We start from the raw sequence: 20,801 nt of genomic DNA on the forward strand, positions 1-20,801 counted from the left end.
GGTGAGGGGGAGATGGGGGGAGTTATGATGGAAAATCCGGCGCTTCTATCCCTTTGTGTCCTTGTCTCTTCAAAAAAACCCTAGTCCCTAGCTATAAGATTGAGCGATCGCATTCAACTACTCTTCGTCGCGCTGATGATAGTCGTGGGCGAGAATTGAAGACTCGACGATGAGGTTCTAGGATTCATTCGCCACACTCAAAGACTCAATCACCACACTCAAAGACTCATTAAAGAGATTCTGAGTCTCGATTGAAAGTGAGATGCCCGACTTCTTAGAGAAGTCGGGCATCTGAACATCTCAAATTGCATAACCTCTCACCCATCGGAGATATAGCATAGATAGATTGAGTCAGCACTCGGCTTTCTTATTTACAGGCAAGAAATCTAATTATTCATCCTGAGAGTAACTTATGCAACTACGAAGCAGACTATTCGGCATCATTACCCTATTGGCTGCTACTGGTGGTGTTTTTACTGCAAGTTTTGCAGCGCCATTCTCTGTGCTGCCAGTAATGGCTCAAACCTCTACTGAACAGGAAGCGGAAGCCGATCAACTTTTTCAGGAAGCTGGTAGACTTTTTCAACAGGGGATTGAACAGTATAAAACTAGTCAATTCCAAGCTGCCATACAGTCTTGGCAGCAAGCGTTGGATATTTATCTGGAGATAGGAAATAACTCTGGAATTGCTAATTCTTCGGGTAGTTTGGGCGTAGTTTACCTTTCTTTAGGGCAATACGAGAAAGCGATTGAGTTTTTTCAAATTGCCTTGGTAATTCAACAAGAAATAGACGATCGTGTAGCCGTTGCTGCTTCTTTCGCTAATTTGGGTAATGCTTACTATTTCCTAGGACAATACCAGAAAGCGATTGAGTTTCATCAACAGTCCTTGGCAATTAAACGAGAAATAGATGATTCGCCCAACGGCAATAGCTTCGCTTCACGGGCAGCAGTTGCTAATTCTCTGAGTAATCTGGGCGTAGTTTACGAGGCTCTAGGGCAATACCAGAAGGCGATTGAGTTTCATCAACAGTCTTTGGCAATTCAACAAGAAATAGGCGATCGCTCAGGAATTGCTGCTTCTTTCGCTAATCTGGGCACTGCTTACGCTTCTCTAGGGCAATACCAGAAAACAATTGAGTTTTTTCAACAGTCCTTGGTAATCGCACAAGAGATAGACAGTCCAGAAACTGAAGCTATACTTTTGGGTAATCTGGGCAATGTTTACGGTTCTCTAGGGCAATACCAGAAGGCGATTGAGTTTCATCAACAGTCTTTGGAAATCAAACGAGAAATAGGTGTTCGCTCAGGAGTTGCTAGTTCTCTGGCTAATCTGGGCAATGCTTACGCTTTTCTAGGGCAATACCAGAAAGCAATTGAGTTTTTTCAACAGTCCTTGGCAATCGCACAGGAGATAGACAGTCGAGAAATTGAAGGTAAAGTTTTGGGTAATCTGGGCAATGTTTACGATGATCTAGAGCAATACCAGAAGGCGATTGAGTTTCATCAACAGTCTTTGGCAATTTCACAGGAGATAGGCGATCGCTCAGGAGTTGCTTATTCTCTGGCTACTCTGGGCAATGTTTACGCTTCTCTAGGGCAATACCAGAAGGCGATGGAGTTTCATCAACAGTCCTTGGCAATCACACAAGAAATCGGCGATCGCGCACTAGAAGGTTTAGTTCTCAACAATCTTGGTAGCTTGCTAGCCCAACAGAATCAACCAGAATTAGCAATTATCTTCCTCAAACAATCCGTCAATGTCACAGAAGCAATTCGGCGAGATATCCAAGGACTACCCCAAGAACAACAACAATCCTACACCGAAACCGTGGCAAGCACCTATCGCCGCCTCGCCGACTTACTCCTCCAACAAAACCGCATCCTCGAAGCGCAACGAGTACTCGACTTACTCAAACTCCAAGAACTCGACGACTACCTCCATAATGTGCGAGGAAATGAAGAAACAGCCCAAGGAATTGAAACACTTCCCCCAGAACAGCAAATCCTCGCCGAATACAACCAACTGCAAAACCAAGCCATTGAACTGGGCAAAGAACTCGCACAGTTACGCCAAATTCCTGAATCTGAATGGACACCCGCGCAAGAACAACGTATTGCTGAACTCGTCGCTAAACAAGGACAACTCAAGCGCCTATTCGTAGAATTTACCCAACGTCCCGATGTCGTCGCACTGGTTAATCAGTTAAACCAAACTGCCAAAGAACAGAGTCTGCAACTCCCCCGACTTACCAATATCTCCGACAACCTCCGCAACTTAGAGCAAAATGCCGTCCTGCTGTATCCCCTAATACTAGAAGACCGCTTAGAATTAGTCCTAGCAAGTCCTGATTCTCCCCCCATTCGCCGCACAGTACAAGTCACGCGAGAAGAATTAAATCGAACCATTGTTGAGTTTCGGCAAGCTTTACAAAATCCGCGTAGTGACGCTGTGACTCCCGCCCGTCAATTATACGACTGGCTGATTAAACCCCTAGAAAATGACCTAGCCACAGCAGACGCCCAAACTATTATCTACGCCCCTGACGCTCAACTGCGCTATATTCCCTTAGCCGCATTACATGATGGAAATAACTGGTTAGTCCAACGCTTCCGAGTCAATAATATTACCGCAGACAGTCTCACCGACTTTGATAAGGCACCCCAAGCACAACTGCGAATCTTAGCGGGTGCCTTTACCCAAGGGAGTTACAGCTTTTCTGTGGGTAATGAGCAATTTACCTTTGCCGGACTTCCCTTTGCTGGGAAAGAAGTGGAAATCTTAGCAGAGGCGGTTCCCAATACAACGAAACTCATTGATGAGGAATTCAGCAAAACCGCCATACTCCCCCGCATGGACAATCATTCCATCGTTCATTTTGCCACCCATGGGGCGTTAGTGCAGGGCTTGCCGGACGAATCGTTTATCCTATTGGGGAATGGCGATCGCATTTCCATGCGCGAAGTCCAAAACACCTGGTTTTTGACGAATGTAGACTTAATCGTGCTGAGTGCTTGCGAGACAGGATTAGGCGGACAATTTGGCACTGGCGAAGAAATTCTCGGCTTTGGCTATTTGATGCAAAATGCTGGGGCAAGGGCGGCAATTGCTTCTCTGTGGCAAGTCAGTGATGGGGGGACTCAAGTCTTGATGAATGCGTTCTATGCGGCATTGCAAGAGGACAAGATTACCAAAGCCGAAGCCTTGAGACAGGCACAAATTGCCTTAATTACTGACAACTACGAAACGTTAGGTGAACAGCGAAGCACTATTGCAGTAGTACGGGATAGTCTGCCAGAAGCGGTGGTGAATCGTCTCAGTCATCCTTATTATTGGGCACCGTTTATTCTAATTGGTAATGGGTTGTGAAGAGTGGGGAGGAGAAATTTCTAATCTTTGGCAGGAGTTCATTTGCCCAAACAGTATCCTATGTCAGCAAAAGATCTGGTTCACAATGCTGCAAAGTCTGCTCCCCAAAAAGACGGGTGGACAATTATAAACTGAAAGAACCTACGTCTTGAGAACTCATGCACCTACGAAGCGGACTGCTCGGCATCATTACTCTATTAGCTGCTACTAGCGGTGTTTTAACGGCAAATTTTCCAGCGCCTTTCTCGACGATGAGGTTCTAGAGTTTTGAGATGGAACTATTGAGTATCCAACCTTGCTCTTCCCAAGGTTCGAGGGGGGCAACCGCGTAAAAGGCAGCAATTTTTTCAATTTGATGAATCTCTTCAGCGTTGACTCCTTTGAAGAGGGTTTCCAATGCCTCCTGATCTGCTTGGGTCAGGGGGACCTGGGGATAGGCGCGATCGCGGGGCGTGTTGGACATAGTTTGGCACCAATCTGCAAGGGTTCAACTATTACAAAATTTTACAAGTCCTTTACAGAATTACATCCGTCACTATACTCAATTGTCCTCTTCCGTGATTCTGACTAGAGAGGGAGTCAGCTTCAACCTCCATTGAATCAGTACGAGATCCCTTGTCCGTACTAATCCCGAGCAATTACTCCTGCTCCCCTGGTGTCAGTACATTCGTTGAAGTAGTATCTTCCTGGTCAGCAACTTTTTTGAGTTTAAAGTAAAAACCCGAATAATCCGGCAGTGGAGTGAATTGATGAATAGGGTTTTTATTGGCATCGCTGCGAGACCAATCTGCCTCGTAAAGAGAACTAACATCCGTATCATTCACCACGTCTGAACGTAATTTTTCCTCATCAATAAGCATCTCACTTACTTCTTCAATTGTAGATGTTGCTGAAAACAGCTCCTCTGAGTCATCAATGGGTACTGGTTCCTCCGGTTCACAAACCTCAACTCTTAGATTTTCATCAACAGCGTCAGGCAAACTCTCGATCGCAGACAACAAACTCAATTGTTGGTTCGGTTTAGCCGTATCAGTTCCTCCTGTTAAATTTTTGGGGAGTTTGCGGCAAATCAGCCGCTCAAACTCGTGGTTAAAGCGATAGATTGGTTGTCCGCGTCGAAACCAAACGGTTAGAATTTGCTCCACAGAAACGGCTTTATAACGTCCCTGATATAACGCTTCGATTACAGCTAGACGTATCCAGTTACTCGTATAGTGCTTCAACCACTGATGCACCAATTCTTCAGCACTATAACCCCTCAGTTCAAACCCGTAGTGACTGAGCAACTCTACTGCATAGCCAACTGCTGAATCTGAGTCCCTGGTCATTGGTTATTTGTCATTAATGGTTGGCTTTTACAAAGAATAAATGACTAAGAACTACGGACTATATAGGGTGAGTTGATCGCGTTTGCACGTCCTTTATTCACCAACGCCTGATACAGAAAAGCACTGGCATCGGCGCGTGTCGCTGCCTGTTTCGGTTGCAGGAGGGATTGTTGAGGATAATTAACAATAATGCCAGCTTGGGTGGAAGCAGCAACTGCACTTTGAGCATAGGCTGGAATGGTATCTCGATCTTGGTAAGTTTCCAAAGCATTAGCTGCCGCCTTAGGTAAAGAAAGCCCATTCACTAACGAAACAATTAACTCAACACGCCGCAAACTCTGCTGGGGATGGAAGGTTTGATCGGGAAATCCAGACAGGAAGCCGCCGCGATAGGCAGCTTGAATAACAGATGCTGCCCAGAAATTAGTGGGAACGTCGCTAAACTGAGTGGCTGGGCGGATGGGAGTTGGGTTGAACACTTTTACCACCAAGGCGGCGTATTGCGCCCGATTGAGTGGTACATCGGGTTTGAAGCTACCATCGGCAAAGCCACTCACTAAGTTTAGACCAGCAAGGCGGCGAATAAAGTCCTCTGCCCAATGGTTTTGAATATCGGTAAACGAAGGAACGTAGGAATCGGGATTGACAATGTAAGGAGAGGCGATTGCTTCTGCTTTGCCTGCTGATACCAATGCCTGATAAATCAACACGGCTACCTCCGCGCGACTAATTGCCCGCATCGGTTCGATCACATCGGTTTGGGGATAATTCACCACCATGCGTCGCCCAGTTGCTGTCGAGATGGGGTCTGTGGCGTAACTGGGAATCTGGGCGCGATCGCGGTAGAACTGCAAGATGTTAGAATTTCCTCCCGTAAGTCCCAAACCATTGATCAGTGACACCAGCGCCTGGGTCCGGGTTAAATTTTGCTGGGGGCGAAATGTGTTATCGGGAAATCCGGAAATAAATCCCATAGTCCCAGCTTTCTGAATCGCCGCTGATGCCCAAAAATCACTGGGAATATCTCGAAACGACCCGGTACTAGCACCCACCTGCCGGGGTAAATCAAACGCTTTGGCAATGATCGCGGCATACTGTGCGCGGGTAATACTCTCTTCTGGCTTAAATGTACCATCAGGAAAGCCACTAATCAGCCCCTTATCAACCAGTCCCCGAATAAATGCCCCTGCCCAATGACCCGTCAAATCGCGGAACTGAACCGGACCAAGGGCAGGTACTAGAACTTGAGCGGAACGCAAGTCGATCGAACCGGAAATCCGGGCTGGATTCAGCAGATTGCCTACCGATACCAAGGTCAAAGACGTGCCGTTTTGCAAATCCACCTTACCGTTATTTTGCAAAATATTCCCGGCTGGGTCTTGGGTACTGCCCAAATTGGGTTGGGCGTTACCGTTCACCATCAGCCCTGCCTCAGTATTATTTTCAATACGATTACGGCGCAAAACGGGTCGGGCATCGCGGGAGAGGACAATTCCTGCCCTATTGTTAACTAAGGTGTTGTCTGCCACTAACGGTGCTGCCGAATCGCTAATGGCAATGCCGTAACCAGTGGTTTGACAGAGATTTCGCAGCACTTCTCCTTTAGCATTGCGCACCAAGAAAATACCACTGGCAGCATTTTCCTTCAATTCATTATCTAAAATCAGAGGTTTGCTGGTTCCAGTGACAAAAATCCCCTCCCGACGGCAGCGCGTGAAGGTACTATTGGCAACTACAGGTGCTGCGGATTCAATCCAAACACCCGTACCATTCTCTGCTGGATTAGTGACGGTGACGCCTCGCAGTTCAGCACCCGACTCCAACCGCAGAGCGATCGCTTGATTGCCAAAAGTTGGGCTGTTATACTGTCCGCTCCCCACGATCGCAATCTCCTTCCCTTTACTGGGTTCGTGTCCTACTACAATCGTTCCTGCGGGAATAACCAGGGGAAATTGTTCTCCATTAGCGGTATTGTAGGTGCTGGGAGCCAGGTAAATTGTAGTGTCAGCAGCCACTTGCTCGATTGCCCAAGTCAAGGTTTTAAAGGGGGTGTTGACAGAACCCGCATTGGCATCACTACCAGTGACTGGGTTGACGTAAAGTGTGGTAACTGAGCCTTGTCGAAGTGTGGATTGAACCATAAAGCAAGCTTCTTCAGTCCTTATGTAAAGAGGATGGGGGGAGTTGTGTAGGAAAATGCGGCTGTTCTATCCCATTTTTTCCTTGTCTCCTTGTCTCGGTGCATTCTTTATTCTGCTCAATTATTGACCCCTGACACTATGATCGAAGTCGAGCATCTTAGCAAAATCTACGGTTCTACTCCAGCCATTCAGGATGTCACTTTCGAGGTTGAACCTGGAGAAATTTTAGGGTTTCTCGGACCGAACGGTGCTGGAAAAACTACAACCATGCGGATTTTAGCGGGTTATTTACCGGCAACTAGTGGCAGTGCTCGCATAGCGGGCTACGATGTGCATGAAAATTCTCTGGCAGTCCGACAGCGAATCGGTTATTTACCGGAAATACCGCCTCTGTACCCGGAGATGACGGTTGAAGGATTTCTGCATTTTGTGGGTCGCATCAAGGGGGTAGCCGCAGGCGATCGCCCTAACCGGGTTAAACAGGCGATAGAACGTTGCAACCTCAGTGAAAAAAGCAACGTACTCATCCGCAAACTATCGAAAGGGTTTCGGCAGCGAGTTGGTATTGCTCAAGCGATCGTTCATGACCCCCCTGCCATTATTTTAGACGAGCCAACGGTAGGTCTTGACCCCCGACAAATCATTGATGTCCGCAACTTAATTAAAAGTCTGGCAGGGGAACATACTATTATTCTCTCAACTCATATCCTGCCAGAGGTGAGTATGACCTGTAGCCGCGTTGCCATTATCAACCAAGGTCGTATTGTCGCAACCAATAGCCCAGAAAATTTGATGGCGCAGTTATTTGGGGGAACGGGATATGAGTTGGAAGTCGATGGTGACGTTGTGCAATTGCAAAAGCTCTTGCAAATTCTGCCAGGAGTTTGTTTAGTAGAAATTGTTCCCACTCAAGAGTTACCTCCCAGTCGCTCTTTAATTCGCATTGTCTCAGCACCAGGCGCTGAACCCGGACGGGATATTGCTGCTGTCACAACTGGGGCGGGTTTAGGATTGCATGAGATGCGACGCACTCGCGCTACTTTAGAAGATGTCTTTTTAAAATTGACGACACAGGAGCAACCGGCTACTCCAGTGGAGCATCAGGATTTAGAGGAGTCTGAGGTTACTGATTCTGCACCAACGTCTTGAGGAAAGGTTTAATAAACACTTGGGTTCCTCTTGCCATATGATACCTCTACAAGGTTAGTCCTGTAGCCACAGGTGTGAGAGATAAGCCCCAGACTCCCAAAATCTACCCTATTTGGTAGGGTGAGAGCGGACAGTAGGATACTCAAACCTATCTGTTAGCCTTAGCAAAGCGGGATACAGGTAAGCGCTAGCTAATCCCATGGCTCAGGAATTACCCTTGTCAGTGTACTGAGGGCAAGAGAAGGCAAGTCTGTACTCAGTTGCTCTGGTTCTGAGCGTGAAAACCAAAGCGTTAGTAATCGAAAGGAAGTCTAAATGCGAATCATCATTGGCAACATCGTGGCAATTTTTCGTAAGGAATTGCAGGGCTATTTTGCCTCGCCCTTAGCTTATGTGGTAGCAGGCTTTTTCTGGCTGCTATCTGGCTTCTTTTTCGTAACTATTCTATTGGGTCCGAATGGTATCATTCAGCAAGCAGCGGCGCGGGACCAACTGGGAATGCCAACGCCCCCAGTAGATGTTGCCTATGAATTTTTGAACTGGTTTTTAAGCGTTATGGGTTCCCTGGTTCTGTTCGTGCTGCCGATTCTCTCGATGGGGCTTTACGCCGAGGAGCGCAAACGCGGTACGCTGGAACTGCTAGCAACGTCACCGATGACGAACTGGACAGTGGCAGTGGGAAAATTGTTGGGTGTGCTAACATTTTTTACCATCATGGTTCTGCCTTTGCTGGCTTATGAAGCGATCGCCCTGAGTGCAGCCGATCCCGCCATTCAACCCGCCGTGCCTTTACTGGCTCATGCCGGATTGATTTTGCTAGCCGCATCGGTTCTCTCCTTGGGAATGTTCATTTCATCCCTAACCGATAGCTCAATTCTGGCAGCTTTTTTGACCTTTGTTTTAATTTTATTTCTCTGGATTATCGATTTGATTGCTGAGGGTATTGGCGGTCTAGTTGGACAAGCTTTAGGTCATTTGTCGCTCCTAGAAAACTATAACAATTTAATACGAGGTGTTCTTGATACTAGCAGCCTCATTTTATTTACTAGTTACATCCTTCTCGGCATATTTTTAACTGCCCAGTCAATCGAAACTTTACGTTTTCAGCGTTCTTAAATAGTTGGATAATTGACTTTTAGAAAAAGAAACATGACAAAAAACAAATGACAAAGGACAAATGATATAAAGACCACTATGAAAACAAGCAGAATTAAAGGGAAGTATTTAAACTATCTATTTTGGCTCGGTCCCATCCTAACTATTATGGGTATCAGCGCCAGAGTCGTCTCTGGTGAATGGTCGCCCGTCACTTTGGGGTTACTGATTGCGGGACTCATCATTATTGGATTGTGGGTGCTATTGCTGGAGAGTTTAGCACCTGGTTTTTGGGGACGCCGTTCCACTCAGGTAGGGACGAATGCCGTTGTTGCTACCCTATCGGTGTTTGTAATTTTGGGGCTAATTAACTTTTTGGGGGTTCGCTATGCGGTGCAACTGGATTTAACGGAAAATAAGCTTTTTAGCCTCTCGCCTCTGTCCCAGGAAGTGGTAAAAAATTTGGAGCAGTCGGTAAAGGTTTGGGTATTTCAAAGACCTGCAAGTCCGGCTGATCGGGAATTACTGGCAAATTATCGCCGATACGGGTCAGAGTTGGAATTTGAGTTTGTTGACCCGCAGCTTAAACCCGCACTGGCTCAAAAATTTAACGTGCAGTCTCCGGGAGAGGTTTACCTAGAATACGGAACTGAACGGCAGTTAGTGCAAGTTTTAACTCCCTCGGAACCGCTTTCGGAAGTCGAGTTGACTAATGCCATCGAACGTATCACGAACGATCGCGCCGCTACAGTTTACTTCCTCCAAGGGCATGGGGAACGCCCTCTTGAGGGAGAAGATGGACTCTCTCTGGCAGTACAAGCCTTGGCAGAGAAAAATTTTACGGCTCAACCCCTTAACCTAGCCGATCGCTCAGAGATTCCCGAAGATGCCTCACTTGTGGTTATCGCAGGTCCCAAACGGGCGCTGTTTGAGCCAGAAGTTGAAGCCTTCAGACAGTATCTTTCAAAGGGTGGCAGTCTATTAGTAATGGCAGATCCAGATACTAATCCCGGACTGAACAGCTTGCTCGCCGACTGGGGTGTTAAGTTAGATAACCGAATTGCCATTGATGCTTCCGGTCAGGGACGTGTTGTAGGTTTGGGTCCGGCAACGCCTCTGGTCAATAAATACGGCGACCATCCCATTACTAACGATTTTGGGGATGGCTTTTCATTATATCCGTTAGCGCGACCTCTAGAAACGAAACCCATAGAGGGTATTAAGGAAACTCCTCTAGTCATTACGAATGACCAGAGTTGGGCAGAGAGTTCACCGGAAAACCAACCTCTAGAATTTAATGAGGAAGAGGGTGATATTCCAGGTCCTCTGATGTTGGGTGTTGCTTTAAGCGGTACACCCGAATCCACAACAGCGTCATCCCAGGCAAAAGGCGAAGATACAGAAAGTTCTCAGACTGCTTCTCAGGACGAGAAAAACGCTGAAGCTAAGGAAGCCGACGCTTCACGTTCCCCGGAAGCTGAGGCAACAGCTAGTCCTGAAGTCTTTCCCCAGGAAAACGCTGAAGCATCGCCATCTCCTGAGGAAGAGGATACCGATAAAAAGGAAACCAGTCCCAAGAAAACGGCTGATGAGGCGCGACTTGTTGTTTTTGGCAACTCAAATTTTGCCACCGATGGTTGGTTTGAGCAACAGTTGAACAGTGATGTCTTTCTCAACTCCGTTACCTGGTTGAGCAAAGGGAACGAACAAGCCCTTTCGATTCGCCCCAAAGAACAGCAAAATCGTCGGATTAATCTAACGCCTGGGCAAGCTGGGTTATTGGCTTGGACAGCAATTGGGATTGTGCCGATAGTAGGGTTTTTGACAGCCGGAGTAATATGGTGGCTGCGTCGTTAATGTTCAAAATTCACGCATTCAAAATGGTTGACTAATGAAACTACAGCGAACTACTCTGATTTTGTTAGTCTTAGCGGTGTTCTTAGGCGGTTTTGTTTATTTTTATGAAGTTCAGGGAGCACCGAAGCGGGAAGCAGCAAAGGAAACTAAGAAGCCAATTTTTTCCTTTGAAGAAGACCAGATTCAAGGGGTGACAATTTACCTCAATAAGGATCAACGTAAAAAGATTTTCAAGTTTGAGAGAGTCGGCAAGGAGAAAATGCCTTGGCAGATGAAGTATCCTAAGGATGTTTCAGCCAGTGATGCCTCTGTTGCTTTTTTATTGGACTTACTTGTGGAAGGAAAGAGCGATCGCTCTTTCACCGTTCCGGCAACCCAACTCAAGGAATATGGGTTAGACAAGCCGCAAGCCACGGTAAAAGTGGAGCTAAAAAATCGGGAAATTCATCGGATCAATTTAGGTAAGCCGGACTTTAATCGCAGTTTCTTATACGCTCAGATTGATCCGCGAACTCAGGATTCGGGGCAGGTGGATGTGCTTTTAGTGCCAGTAGACTTTGAGTATGCTGTCAATCGTCCTGTATCAGAATGGGAGCAAAGTACAGAGGAAGAACCTGAACGTTTCCAGGAACCAGAGGCTGAACAAACCCCATCGCCTACTGAGGACAAAGAGACACCAGCAACAGAAGGAAAACCATCGCCTACTGAGGACAAAGAGCAACCTGCTACGGAGGCAAAACCATCGCCTACTGAGAAAAAAGAGACACCAGCAACAGAAGAAAAGCCATCGCCTACTGAGGAAAACGAGTAGACATCGTGTATAGCGTTTCCTAGCATCGTCTCTACAGGATTGCGGTTAAAAGAGGTGTTGAAAATGAGGTGCAAAATAACTGGGAAAAGAATTCCCCTGTAATCCCATGAACTACATCATCCAAAATCCTGAAAATGTTTTTAAATTACTGTTAGAACACCTCAAAATGACTGCTTTGACAATGGCAGTTGCTGTAGCGATCGCTCTACCCTTATCATTACTAATTACTCGCTATCGCTGGCTTAACGTTCCGGTTTTAGGAGTTCTGGGAACCCTTTACACCATACCGAGTCTGGCGTTAATTATTTTACTAGTGCCAATTTTTGGATTGAATCGTCAGTCTGTAGTGGTGGCGATGATTGTTTATACCCAAGTCATTTTGGTACGAAATTTCTCGGTAGCGCTGCAATCGGTTGAACCCACTATTCTGGAAGCGTCACGAGGGATGGGAATGAATTCTTGGCAGCGTTGGTGGTGGGTACAGGTGCCGTTAATTTTACCAATTTGTTTGGCGGGGGTGCGTCTAGCTACTATTGTAGCGATCGCAATTGCCACTATCGGAGCCAAGTTTGGTGCTGGAGGATTGGGAGTATTACTCTTTGAGGGTGTTGCCCAAACTCGTTACGATAAGATTTGGACAGGAGCTATTGCTGTAGCTGTACTGGCGTTTTTCCTAAATAGTTTGCTATTGGGCTTGCAGTGGCTTTCAAGTTCAACCCGAAAAGTTATCCCGCCTGGTTTATTTGTAAGGCATTAATCAGTCGAGTGCTGACGGCGGCTGATATTGTCACAAGTCAGTCTCCTTAATTCGACTACCATTTGTGCAATTTCTTCTTGAAAGAAATCTAAATAGACTTTATTTGAAATAGCTATAGAACACATTTATCATTCCGAATTCCTTCTTGGTTGCAGATACCGTTGCAAAACACTCAAACTTACCTCAGCCACCACTGCTAGCAGCGCCACGGGAATGGCACCAACCAACAGAATTGCCGTATCGTAAAGCGAGAAGCCTAGGACGATGAAACTCCCGAATCCTCCGGCACCGATAAAAGCAGCAAGGGTAGCGCTAGCGATCGCTTCCACGGTAGCGGTTTTGATGCCAGCAACAATTAAAGGTAACGCTAAAGGGATTTCTACCTGTAGCAGAAGTTGTTTGGGTGCCATTCCCATACCCTTTGCTGCCTCTAGAATAGCTGGATCTATGCTGCGAAAGGCAACATCGGTGCCAATCAGAATGGGCGGCATAACCAAAATCGTTAGAGCGATCGCGGCAGATTGGAAGCCAAGACCAAAATAAGGAATGGCAATAAATAGAATCGCTAAACTCGGAATAACCCGCAACGCATTAAAACTGTTAATTAAGACAGTTGATACCACCTGCGAACGAGAACTCAGCAGTCCGAATGGCAAACCCAGCACTAACCCAATACCTAATGGCACTCCCACCAGCAGCAAATGCTGTCCAAATGCTTCAACAAATTTATCACTATGACTGGTAGCATAAGTTAGGGTTTGAGTAAAACTATTGAACATTGTAGATTTTTGAGCAGCTAACGTTGGAAGGCTTGTAAAATTTATCCTATACGTTACGTTGCTGTATTAACTAACACCTATCAACAGTCCGAGTTAACTCATGAGCGTAAAAGTAATTATTTTTGATTTTGACGGTACTATCGCTGACACCCTTGATGCTATTGTCAGGATTACCAATCGTTTGGCTGTCGAATTTGGCTATAAACCAACCACTCCTGAGGAACTCGAACAAGTTAGAAAAATTAGCTCTCGACAAATTATTAAACTATCAGGTCTTTCAATTTTTAAAATTCCTTTCTTGCTGAAAAGGTTGAAAACAGACCTACGCCAAGAAATTGAGCAGCTCAATACAATTACTGGAATTAAAGAAACATTAGAAAATTTAAAAAATGATGGAAAAATAATCGGCATTCTAACTTCTAATTCCGAGGAGAACGTCAGCATTTTTCTAAAAAAGCATGATATGCAAAATTTGTTTGATTTTATTGATTCGGGGACAACACTATTTGGAAAACACAAGATTTTGAAAAAATGGATCAAAAAAAATAAATTCAAACCCGAAAATATTATTTATGTGGGAGATGAAACAAGAGATATTGAATCAGCCCAAAAGATTAACATCAAAATCGTTGCAGTGACTTGGGGATTTAATTCATCGGAAGCATTAGCCGAGTGCAATCCGGATTTTTTAATTGATCATCCGAGGGAGCTGATTGAGTTGATGAAACATCTGTAATCGTTTCAAAGAAGACAGCAGACTGGCTCTGGATGCTCTCAAGGTAGCAGCCAACCCCTGAGTAAACTTGCTTAATTATAGGCAAGTTTGTATCAGCACTATAATCATTAATGTAAAGATATGTAAACAATCATGCAGGATAAAGTTGTTGTTATTGTAGGTGCCACTGGCGGTATTGGTTCTGCCTTAACGCACCAACTGGCGCGGAGCGGTTCCCGTCTGGTGTTGGCGGCAAGAAAGAGCGTGAGCCTAGAGACTTTGGCATCCCAGCTACCCACTGCCTCTCCAGAGCAAGTCTTGGTGGTGCCGACTGACATCACTAACCCCTTAGAAGTGGAGACACTCATGGAGAAAGCGGTTGCTCAGTTCGGTCAAATTGATGTGCTAGTGAATGCTGCGGGAGCTGGAGTTTTGAAACAGTACAATAAAATTCAACCGACTGACTTAGATGCCATGTTGGACTTAAATCTCAAGGGGAGTTTCTATACCTGTCAGGCAGCAGCAGAGGTGATGAAAGGGCAGAAGTCTGGTCACATCTGCAATATTGTTGGCATCTTGGGCAAGCACTCCATGGCGATGGCATCGGCATATTGTGCCTCAAAGTTTGGTGTTGTCGGTTTTAGCAAATGCATGGCAGAGGAACTGAAGCGTTTTGGTATCAAGTTTACGCTGTTCTACTTTGGGGGTATAGATACTCCCTTCTGGGATAATGTCAGCTTAAAGGTTGATCGGCAGAAGATGCTGAGTCCTCAAACGGCGGCTGATGCTATTCTGTTTGCACTCAAAGCCGAGCCGCAAGCCGTGCCAATGGAAATCAACCTTCAGCCGGAAAGTCACTTATTTTTCTGATGGGGCATACTATCGCAGCGGAAATAATGTTTCTTCTTTCTTGGGAATGACCTGTAAATCTTCAAAAAACGGCAAAATTGACAATCAGGTAAGCTCCCAGATGGGATAGATAATGAAAATCGATCACATTCATTTCTATGTAGAAGATGCTACATCCTCTCGCGACTGGTTTATCAAGTTCATGGGCTTTCAAGCTTTAGGAGTGGGTGCTAGTCACCACACTCGCACAACGGTGGTAAAAAGTGGCAAGGTTTGCATCGTGCTGTCGTCCCCACTGACTACCGATAGTCCAGTTGCCGAATTTCTACACCTACATCCTCCCGGCGTTGCTGATATTGCTTTTGCAGTTTCAGATCTAGAAGGTACTATGGATCGACTGGTTGAGCAAGGAGCTAAAGTCCTGCAACCCGTTCGGGAACAGTATTTAGTCGGGGGATGTTTGAAGTGGGGCAAAATTGCGGCTTGGGGTACGCTGACTCATACCCTGGTAGAACGGCAGGGCATTCATCCTGGGTTGTGGCTACCCGTTCAAGCTGACTGGGTTGGAGAGGCGAATGAGGTTGGATACTCACCGACTGAGGTTTCCGGGGCAATTGCTCTTTTTACGAGTATCGATCATATTGTGTTGAATGTTGCTCCTGGGGATTTAGGGCGGGCAGTGCAGTGGTATCAAACTGTTTTGGGATTCCAGCCACAGCAAGTTTTTGCGATTGAGACAGAGCAATCGGGTTTGTGTTCTCAGGTGATGGTTCATCCTGTAACTGGGGTGCAACTGCCAATTAATCAACCAACGTCAGCTAATTCCCAGATTCAGGAATTTTTAGATGTAAATCGAGGATCGGGAATTCAGCATATTGCTTTGGCAACGGATAATATCGTAGCGGCGATCGCTCAATTGCGTCATCGGGGTTTATCCTTTTTAGAAGTTCCTGCCAACTATTACACCCAGCTACGACAGCGCTACCCAAAAAGCGATCTACCAATAGCCCAATGGCAGAAGATTGCCGCTCAACAAATTTTGGCAGACTGGCAGGAAGAGTCGCCCCAAGCGCTGTTACTTCAAACCTTTACCCAGCCTATTTTCAAGCAGCCCACGTTCTTTTTTGAGGTGATTGAGCGTCGCAGCCAAGCTCAAGGTTTTGGAGAAGGAAATTTCCGCGCTTTGTTTGAAGCGATTGAGCGGGAGCAGTTGAAACGAGGCAGTTTGGGGATTCAGTCAGGATAGGGTCGTTAAAAAGGAAGGGGCAAGGGAAAATTCTTCTTCCCTATTCCCTATTTCTTTATTTATTCCTCAAAATGTTTATCAACGGAGAAAACTACTAATCAGCCAGAGCAACACAAACGTTATCAACGTGGCAAATTTTTCAATAGTCAAGCCAATACCCATTAATTGCGACTCTATGACACCCCCCAGCGCAGTTCCCAGTCCAACACCGATTAACAAACCTGCCAACGTTAGCAATACAGCCCGACCAAATTGTTGTTCTTTGCGATTGAGAAAGTAAATGTTACATCCAAAGCCTAAGGCGACAGCCAAGGGGAGAATTGACACACCGGAGTACAAAACTGCCAGACCGCTCAATATCAAGAACACGACACCAGGCCAAAGCAAATCGCTGGTCGTCGGTGTGTCTAAAAACCGTTGCAGCCAAGCTGGAGGGGAATTAGCAGGAGTTTGGGAAACATTCAAGGGGGTTTGAGGCAATCTCTCTGGGAAGCGAATGCGTTCCGGCACCTTGATTTTTCCCTCTTGCCGCATTCTGAGGCGATCCATAATAATGGCATCGTAAGCCGCCTCTACAGTTTCTACAAGCTTTGGGTCGCCTCGATATTGTTGCATCAGGCGTCCTTTCGCATCCTGAATTTCATCAAACGATGCGTCTTCCGTAACCCCAAGCTTTTCATAGGGATTTTGATCGCTCATTCAAAACCTCCGAGACATCCCTTGTTTTCACTAATAGGAGTGCAACATTAGGCTGGATATTAGGTTGGAGACCGATGACGCTCATATCCTGCTGTTGCACCCGACAGGAAACAGGTTAGGCGTTATCGAGTGTAATACTAACTCCCCCTGAAAGCTAGTGTAGCCTGATCCTCGAAAACAAGTCCTCTCAAACGAGCATTTCTTTGCGTTTGGATAGGAAACAGGCTCTAGAGGGTTAAAGCTGTTAGGATAAAGCCGTGACATTTGGATAATATAGCCTCAGGGCATTTAGGGTCAGCTTTTTGCTTGTCTGCCGTTTTGGAATCAGTCACGAGTCAGTGCTAGAAGTTTTTAGGCTTTTGGGTAGCTTGTGGACTATCAACCTAGGTATGATGTAGCAGCTATTGGCATACCCCAGTTCTGCGACGATAATTGACTTAAAGGCTGTATAACACCATTGGTGTCAAAACTTCTGTATCTTGATTCCTGATTCAGTTCTGTGTGGAAAGTAATGACTAAAATGCCCTAATCCACCAGTGGTGTGAAAAAATGTGCATCTCCTCTCAAATTCCTGATTCAGTTCTCTGTGAAAATTTATGACCATGGCCGCCGCCAAAATTCTTGTCGTGGATGACGATCCGGCAATCCGTAATTTAATTATGCGCTTTTTAAGCCAGAAGAGCTATGAAATGCAGTCGGCTGAAGATGGCAAGACTGCTCTAGTCGTGTTTGAGCAATTCAACCCAGACCTAGTAATTTTGGATGTAAATTTGCCTGATGCTATTGGCTACAACCTTTGCCAGGAAATGCAGCGCCGTACCGATGTCTTTGTCCTGTTTCTCACCAGTCGATCAGACGCTTCTGACAGAAATCTAGGATTTAAGCAAGGTGGGGATGATTACATTACCAAACCCTTTGATTTACAGGAACTGGAAAACCGAGTTGGAGCGATTTTGAGGCGCAAGCGGGAAGTAACCCCAACTGAGCAAACGCGCCTCATTTTCAGCGATTTGGTCATCGATCCGGTACGTCGGGAGGTGACTCTCCACGAGAAGCTCGTTCAGTTAACTGCTCTAGAATTCGATCTCTTGCATTTTCTGGCTTCTCATCCGGGTCAAGTACTGCGTCGTTCCGAGCTAATCCAGGAAGTTTGGGAGTACGACTACGTCGGAGACCAGCGGGTTGTTGACGTTCATATCGGTCAAATTCGCCGGAAGATTGAACTCGATTCTAGTGACCCACAATTAATCCAAACTGTTCGTGGAGTGGGTTACAAGTTTGAAGCTCCTAACAACACGCAAAATGGCAAAGCTCAAGCCTGAAAAGCCCTAACTCTAGTGAGCAATTCCAAGAGTGTTCCGGCTAATGAACCCTTTGTTTGATTACCGACACAATTGGCTAGAGTAGCAGCCCGTGACTAAAGCTTGTACCCGTGATACAAGCCCTACCCTAGTCCTCTCAGCTTTCTTGAGAGGAAATAGCCCTATGGTTGGAAGCCTCTACTGTGGCAGGTTCCTTTTCAGCTACTTCCTTGCTTTGAGGCAGCGTTGCCGTATTTACCGTTTGCTCTAGCTGTTCAGCTTCACGCTTAAATTCAGTTTCAAACTCCTTCGATGCGTCTTGAAAACCCCGGATTGCTTTACCCAGACTTCGACCAATTTCCGGCAACTTCTTGGGTCCAAATACCAGAAGAGCGATGACGAGAATCAGCGCCATTTCCGGAAGACCAATACCAAAAACGTTCACCTAATGACCTCCTGCAATTTGTCGGTAGCTCCTCCCAGCTTTGATTTGAGACGCGGATGAGCGTGATTCTGGGAATTAAATAGAGCGGGTACTCGGGCGATATACCCTTGATTGTATCGCTATTGCTAGTAGCCGTGGAAAAATGGCATACCCTTTTACCATTCCCACGAACATCTTCAAGAGGGAGTCTTTTTAAAGCTAAATTCCCCTCAAAACTCAGTTTTGGAGGAATTTAGCTCTTGTGGGAAGTAATTGAAACAACCAGATGAACTGGGATTGGGAACAATGGCTTAGAGTGTGAGTACAGCAGACTACTGACCCAAGCTTCTCCAGTCTACATTGATGTTTTCAAGCAGCAGTGAAGAGTTGTACAGCTGCAGGATGATTAGCAAGAAAACAAAAAACAGAAGCATGAAGACTGCCATCAGTGGCGTAGTTCCCCAACCGGGAGCAACTTTACCATACTCAGAATTCAAGGGTTTTAGAATATCTCCTAACCGAGTCTGTTGTGCCATGGGTGTCCTAATGAATGGATTGTGAACAAGTTTTGTAATGTTCTGTAATATTATAGGGGAAGAACACTCATAATTTATGTCAACTATGGAACCCGCAATAGTTCTTAGCATTTCTATCGCCGTCATTGTGATCGCGGTCACTGCTTTTTCAATCTATACCTCTTTCGGTCCGCCCTCTGCTGAATTGAGCGATCCCTTTGAAGATCACGAAGACTAGTACAGCGTGGCGGAAAGTGACCACCTATTGTCAGGCTGGGGAGCTGGGGAGCAGAGAAAGTATATATACTTGGTCAGTTATTTCTGCCAGCCTGAATTAATAGAGATTAAGCACGCTCCTCCTTTTCCTTTAACCTCCTCCGACAATGGTGACTATTTCCAACCTGTCCCCTGGTTGTATCTGAGTCTGAGTCCAAAACTGTCGGTGGAGAATTTCACCATTATATTCGACGGCAACTAGGCGCGGATTTAAGCCGAGCCGTTCAAGTAACTGGGGGAGTCGAGTTTGAGGAGGACAAGTGTGGGGTTCGCCGTTGACTTGGAGGGTAATGCGATCGCTGCTGGGGTTCATAAGTTAGAAAACGTTGGATTCAAGACGGCGGAGGGTTTGCTGTCTGCTGAGTTGAGATAGAAAATACTGAGTAACAAGAGTCGGTTGTTCTGCCTGCATGATTGCCCGCACAATTGCCACTCGTTGAGCACCCGCCCCTAAAACTTCATTGATGTTATTCGGATCGATTCCCCCAATCGCAAACCATGGAATCGAAGCATTTTCGGCGGCATACTTGACATAATCCAAACTAGCCGCAGGTCTATCTGGTTTGGTCGGCGTTTCATAAACAGGACCAACGCCAATGTAATCGGCTCCTTGTGCGATCGCTAGCTGCATTTCGTCCGGGTTAGTCGTCGAACGACCAATCAAGCGCTGGGAACCGAGTAACTGCCGTGCCAGAGCGATTGGTACATCCTTTTGTCCCAAATGAACCCCATCGGCATCGACTGCTAAAGCTAAATCGACGCGATCGTTCATAATAAACAACGCTCCGTAATGATGGCACAGTTGAGAGAGTTTCTGAGCATGAGCAGCTTTTACCACATCGTCAGCATCTTTTTCCCGGTACTGAACTAGGGTTAGTCCCCCTTGAAGCGCTGCTTCTACCGTTGACAATAGCCGCTCTGAGCTAGAAGTAACCAGATAAAGGCGCGATTGCTGGAGGAGCTGATAGCGGTGGTAAGCGAATAGATTGCTCTCTAAGCTATAGACTCGATAACGCATCTGCTTGAATGCAGCACCCATATTCGGGTTGTAAAGCTTGCCATATTCTTCCAACACCCGCATTGCCTCTTCGACTCGGCAAAGATTAGCCTGCAAGAGCTGATGGATGTTAGCGCGTTGCTCTTCTTGAGGATGAGTCAGCTCAGTACCAGGATCTCCCGGAGTATCCCGTGCTGCCCGAATTTCCGGACTATGCCAGCTTGCTAATTCTTGACGCATTTGCTTACATTCGCCAGCCATTTGCGAACTGTTGAAACCAAAGCGACACCACTCTTCAATAATTCGCAAACCTTCTCTGGCTCTGTCTAAATTGGCATCCAAGATACGGTAAACCGCTGATTCTTGTCCGCTACAACCACTGTACTGATCGCTCATCGCGAACTACTCCATTATTCCTAATCGTAACAGAGCTCCCCATGAACATTATCCTTACAGAACGTGGGCTTTCTGCTTCGATTCCTGTACACTCAA

At 46.2% G+C, this 20,801-nt stretch carries 20 protein-coding genes; 11 read left to right on the forward strand and 9 right to left on the reverse strand.

Features of this window, described 5'->3' with window-relative positions; all coding sequences use genetic code 11:
- Positions 1–412 precede the first annotated feature (412 nt).
- Entirely contained in the window at positions 413–3,370 is a 2,958-nt protein-coding gene (locus tag IQ257_RS13015) for a CHAT domain-containing protein (RefSeq protein WP_193877933.1), read from the forward strand.
- 259 nt (positions 3,371–3,629) lie between these two features.
- Here the strand turns inward: IQ257_RS13015 and IQ257_RS13020 are convergent, their stop codons facing one another.
- The 3 genes from IQ257_RS13020 to IQ257_RS13030 all read right to left on the reverse strand — a co-directional run bounded on the left by IQ257_RS13020 (position 3,630) and on the right by IQ257_RS13030 (position 6,839).
- Positions 3,630–3,833 (reverse strand): hypothetical protein, encoded by a 204-nt coding sequence (locus IQ257_RS13020; protein ID WP_193877931.1) that lies wholly within the window; start codon positions 3,831–3,833, stop codon positions 3,630–3,632.
- 175 nt (positions 3,834–4,008) lie between these two features.
- Positions 4,009–4,698, reverse strand: coding sequence for a hypothetical protein (locus tag IQ257_RS13025; protein WP_193877929.1), 690 nt, complete (start codon positions 4,696–4,698; stop codon positions 4,009–4,011).
- 44 nt (positions 4,699–4,742) lie between these two features.
- Entirely contained in the window at positions 4,743–6,839 is a 2,097-nt protein-coding gene (locus IQ257_RS13030) for an S-layer homology domain-containing protein (RefSeq protein ID WP_193877927.1), read from the reverse strand.
- Positions 6,840–6,977: 138 nt separating this feature from the next.
- Between IQ257_RS13030 and IQ257_RS13035 the strand changes: the two genes are divergently transcribed.
- The 5 genes from IQ257_RS13035 to IQ257_RS13055 all read left to right on the forward strand — a co-directional run bounded on the left by IQ257_RS13035 (position 6,978) and on the right by IQ257_RS13055 (position 12,508).
- Positions 6,978–7,988, forward strand: a complete 1,011-nt coding sequence (locus IQ257_RS13035; RefSeq protein WP_193877925.1) for an ABC transporter ATP-binding protein — start codon at positions 6,978–6,980, stop codon at positions 7,986–7,988.
- A gap of 315 nt (positions 7,989–8,303) precedes the next feature.
- Positions 8,304–9,104 (forward strand): ABC transporter permease, encoded by an 801-nt coding sequence (locus tag IQ257_RS13040; protein WP_193877923.1) that lies wholly within the window; start codon positions 8,304–8,306, stop codon positions 9,102–9,104.
- Positions 9,105–9,182: 78 nt separating this feature from the next.
- On the forward strand, positions 9,183–10,940 hold the full coding sequence (locus tag IQ257_RS13045; RefSeq protein WP_193877921.1) for a GldG family protein: 1,758 nt from the start codon (positions 9,183–9,185) through the stop codon (positions 10,938–10,940).
- A 34-nt stretch (positions 10,941–10,974) separates the two neighbouring features.
- On the forward strand, positions 10,975–11,751 hold the full coding sequence (locus IQ257_RS13050; protein ID WP_193877919.1) for a DUF4340 domain-containing protein: 777 nt from the start codon (positions 10,975–10,977) through the stop codon (positions 11,749–11,751).
- A 106-nt stretch (positions 11,752–11,857) separates the two neighbouring features.
- Positions 11,858–12,508: an ABC transporter permease gene (locus IQ257_RS13055; RefSeq protein WP_193877917.1), complete on the forward strand. Its 651-nt coding sequence runs from the start codon at positions 11,858–11,860 to the stop codon at positions 12,506–12,508.
- 128 nt (positions 12,509–12,636) lie between these two features.
- On the opposite strand, the gene IQ257_RS13060 is transcribed toward IQ257_RS13055, so the two are convergent.
- Positions 12,637–13,287, reverse strand: a complete 651-nt coding sequence (locus tag IQ257_RS13060; RefSeq protein WP_193877915.1) for an ABC transporter permease — start codon at positions 13,285–13,287, stop codon at positions 12,637–12,639.
- A 100-nt stretch (positions 13,288–13,387) separates the two neighbouring features.
- On the opposite strand from IQ257_RS13060, the gene IQ257_RS13065 reads away from it, so the two are divergent.
- The 3 genes from IQ257_RS13065 to hppD all read left to right on the forward strand — a co-directional run bounded on the left by IQ257_RS13065 (position 13,388) and on the right by hppD (position 16,097).
- Complete coding sequence (locus IQ257_RS13065; RefSeq protein WP_193877913.1) at positions 13,388–14,023, forward strand: HAD-IA family hydrolase; 636 nt, start codon at positions 13,388–13,390, stop codon at positions 14,021–14,023.
- Between the two features lie 132 nt (positions 14,024–14,155).
- Positions 14,156–14,872 (forward strand): SDR family oxidoreductase, encoded by a 717-nt coding sequence (locus tag IQ257_RS13070; protein ID WP_193877911.1) that lies wholly within the window; start codon positions 14,156–14,158, stop codon positions 14,870–14,872.
- A gap of 112 nt (positions 14,873–14,984) precedes the next feature.
- Complete coding sequence (hppD, locus tag IQ257_RS13075; RefSeq protein ID WP_193877909.1) at positions 14,985–16,097, forward strand: 4-hydroxyphenylpyruvate dioxygenase; 1,113 nt, start codon at positions 14,985–14,987, stop codon at positions 16,095–16,097.
- 78 nt (positions 16,098–16,175) lie between these two features.
- Here the strand turns inward: hppD and IQ257_RS13080 are convergent, their stop codons facing one another.
- Entirely contained in the window at positions 16,176–16,796 is a 621-nt protein-coding gene (locus IQ257_RS13080) for a CPP1-like family protein (RefSeq protein ID WP_193877907.1), read from the reverse strand.
- Between the two features lie 596 nt (positions 16,797–17,392).
- Between IQ257_RS13080 and IQ257_RS13085 the strand changes: the two genes are divergently transcribed.
- Entirely contained in the window at positions 17,393–18,118 is a 726-nt protein-coding gene (locus IQ257_RS13085) for a winged helix-turn-helix domain-containing protein (protein WP_193877905.1), read from the forward strand.
- A gap of 136 nt (positions 18,119–18,254) precedes the next feature.
- Here the strand turns inward: IQ257_RS13085 and IQ257_RS13090 are convergent, their stop codons facing one another.
- Positions 18,255–18,542: a TatA/E family twin arginine-targeting protein translocase gene (locus IQ257_RS13090; RefSeq protein WP_193877903.1), complete on the reverse strand. Its 288-nt coding sequence runs from the start codon at positions 18,540–18,542 to the stop codon at positions 18,255–18,257.
- Between the two features lie 311 nt (positions 18,543–18,853).
- Complete coding sequence (gene psbH, locus IQ257_RS13095; protein WP_193877901.1) at positions 18,854–19,057, reverse strand: photosystem II reaction center phosphoprotein PsbH; 204 nt, start codon at positions 19,055–19,057, stop codon at positions 18,854–18,856.
- 85 nt (positions 19,058–19,142) lie between these two features.
- Here psbH and psbN point away from each other — a divergent pair, with 85 nt between their 5' ends.
- The gene (gene psbN, locus IQ257_RS13100) at positions 19,143–19,274 is read left to right on the forward strand and encodes a photosystem II reaction center protein PsbN (protein ID WP_193877899.1); all 132 of its coding nucleotides are present in this window, start codon (positions 19,143–19,145) and stop codon (positions 19,272–19,274) included.
- 129 nt (positions 19,275–19,403) lie between these two features.
- Here the strand turns inward: psbN and thiS are convergent, their stop codons facing one another.
- On the reverse strand, positions 19,404–19,625 hold the full coding sequence (gene thiS / locus IQ257_RS13105) for a sulfur carrier protein ThiS (RefSeq protein ID WP_193876669.1): 222 nt from the start codon (positions 19,623–19,625) through the stop codon (positions 19,404–19,406).
- A gap of 3 nt (positions 19,626–19,628) precedes the next feature.
- Positions 19,629–20,705 (reverse strand): thiamine phosphate synthase, encoded by a 1,077-nt coding sequence (locus tag IQ257_RS13110; protein WP_193876667.1) that lies wholly within the window; start codon positions 20,703–20,705, stop codon positions 19,629–19,631.
- Positions 20,706–20,801 lie beyond the last annotated feature (96 nt).

The sequence above is a fragment of the Coleofasciculus sp. LEGE 07092 genome (assembly GCF_015207375.1).
Lineage (GTDB): Bacteria > Cyanobacteriota > Cyanobacteriia > Cyanobacteriales > Coleofasciculaceae > LEGE-07092.

Coding starts and splice junctions, on each gene's coding strand:
- IQ257_RS13015 (WP_193877933.1), top strand. CDS start 413: ATGCAACTACGAAGCAGACTATTCGGCATCATTACCCTATTGGCTGCT.
- IQ257_RS13020 (WP_193877931.1), bottom strand. CDS start 3,833: ATGTCCAACACGCCCCGCGATCGCGCCTATCCCCAGGTCCCCCTGACC.
- IQ257_RS13025 (WP_193877929.1), bottom strand. CDS start 4,698: ATGACCAGGGACTCAGATTCAGCAGTTGGCTATGCAGTAGAGTTGCTC.
- IQ257_RS13030 (WP_193877927.1), bottom strand. CDS start 6,839: ATGGTTCAATCCACACTTCGACAAGGCTCAGTTACCACACTTTACGTC.
- IQ257_RS13035 (WP_193877925.1), top strand. CDS start 6,978: ATGATCGAAGTCGAGCATCTTAGCAAAATCTACGGTTCTACTCCAGCC.
- IQ257_RS13040 (WP_193877923.1), top strand. CDS start 8,304: ATGCGAATCATCATTGGCAACATCGTGGCAATTTTTCGTAAGGAATTG.
- IQ257_RS13045 (WP_193877921.1), top strand. CDS start 9,183: ATGAAAACAAGCAGAATTAAAGGGAAGTATTTAAACTATCTATTTTGG.
- IQ257_RS13050 (WP_193877919.1), top strand. CDS start 10,975: ATGAAACTACAGCGAACTACTCTGATTTTGTTAGTCTTAGCGGTGTTC.
- IQ257_RS13055 (WP_193877917.1), top strand. CDS start 11,858: ATGAACTACATCATCCAAAATCCTGAAAATGTTTTTAAATTACTGTTA.
- IQ257_RS13060 (WP_193877915.1), bottom strand. CDS start 13,287: ATGTTCAATAGTTTTACTCAAACCCTAACTTATGCTACCAGTCATAGT.
- IQ257_RS13065 (WP_193877913.1), top strand. CDS start 13,388: ATGAGCGTAAAAGTAATTATTTTTGATTTTGACGGTACTATCGCTGAC.
- IQ257_RS13070 (WP_193877911.1), top strand. CDS start 14,156: ATGCAGGATAAAGTTGTTGTTATTGTAGGTGCCACTGGCGGTATTGGT.
- hppD (WP_193877909.1), top strand. CDS start 14,985: ATGAAAATCGATCACATTCATTTCTATGTAGAAGATGCTACATCCTCT.
- IQ257_RS13080 (WP_193877907.1), bottom strand. CDS start 16,796: ATGAGCGATCAAAATCCCTATGAAAAGCTTGGGGTTACGGAAGACGCA.
- IQ257_RS13085 (WP_193877905.1), top strand. CDS start 17,393: ATGACCATGGCCGCCGCCAAAATTCTTGTCGTGGATGACGATCCGGCA.
- psbH (WP_193877901.1), bottom strand. CDS start 19,057: ATGGCACAACAGACTCGGTTAGGAGATATTCTAAAACCCTTGAATTCT.
- psbN (WP_193877899.1), top strand. CDS start 19,143: ATGGAACCCGCAATAGTTCTTAGCATTTCTATCGCCGTCATTGTGATC.
- thiS (WP_193876669.1), bottom strand. CDS start 19,625: ATGAACCCCAGCAGCGATCGCATTACCCTCCAAGTCAACGGCGAACCC.
- IQ257_RS13110 (WP_193876667.1), bottom strand. CDS start 20,705: ATGAGCGATCAGTACAGTGGTTGTAGCGGACAAGAATCAGCGGTTTAC.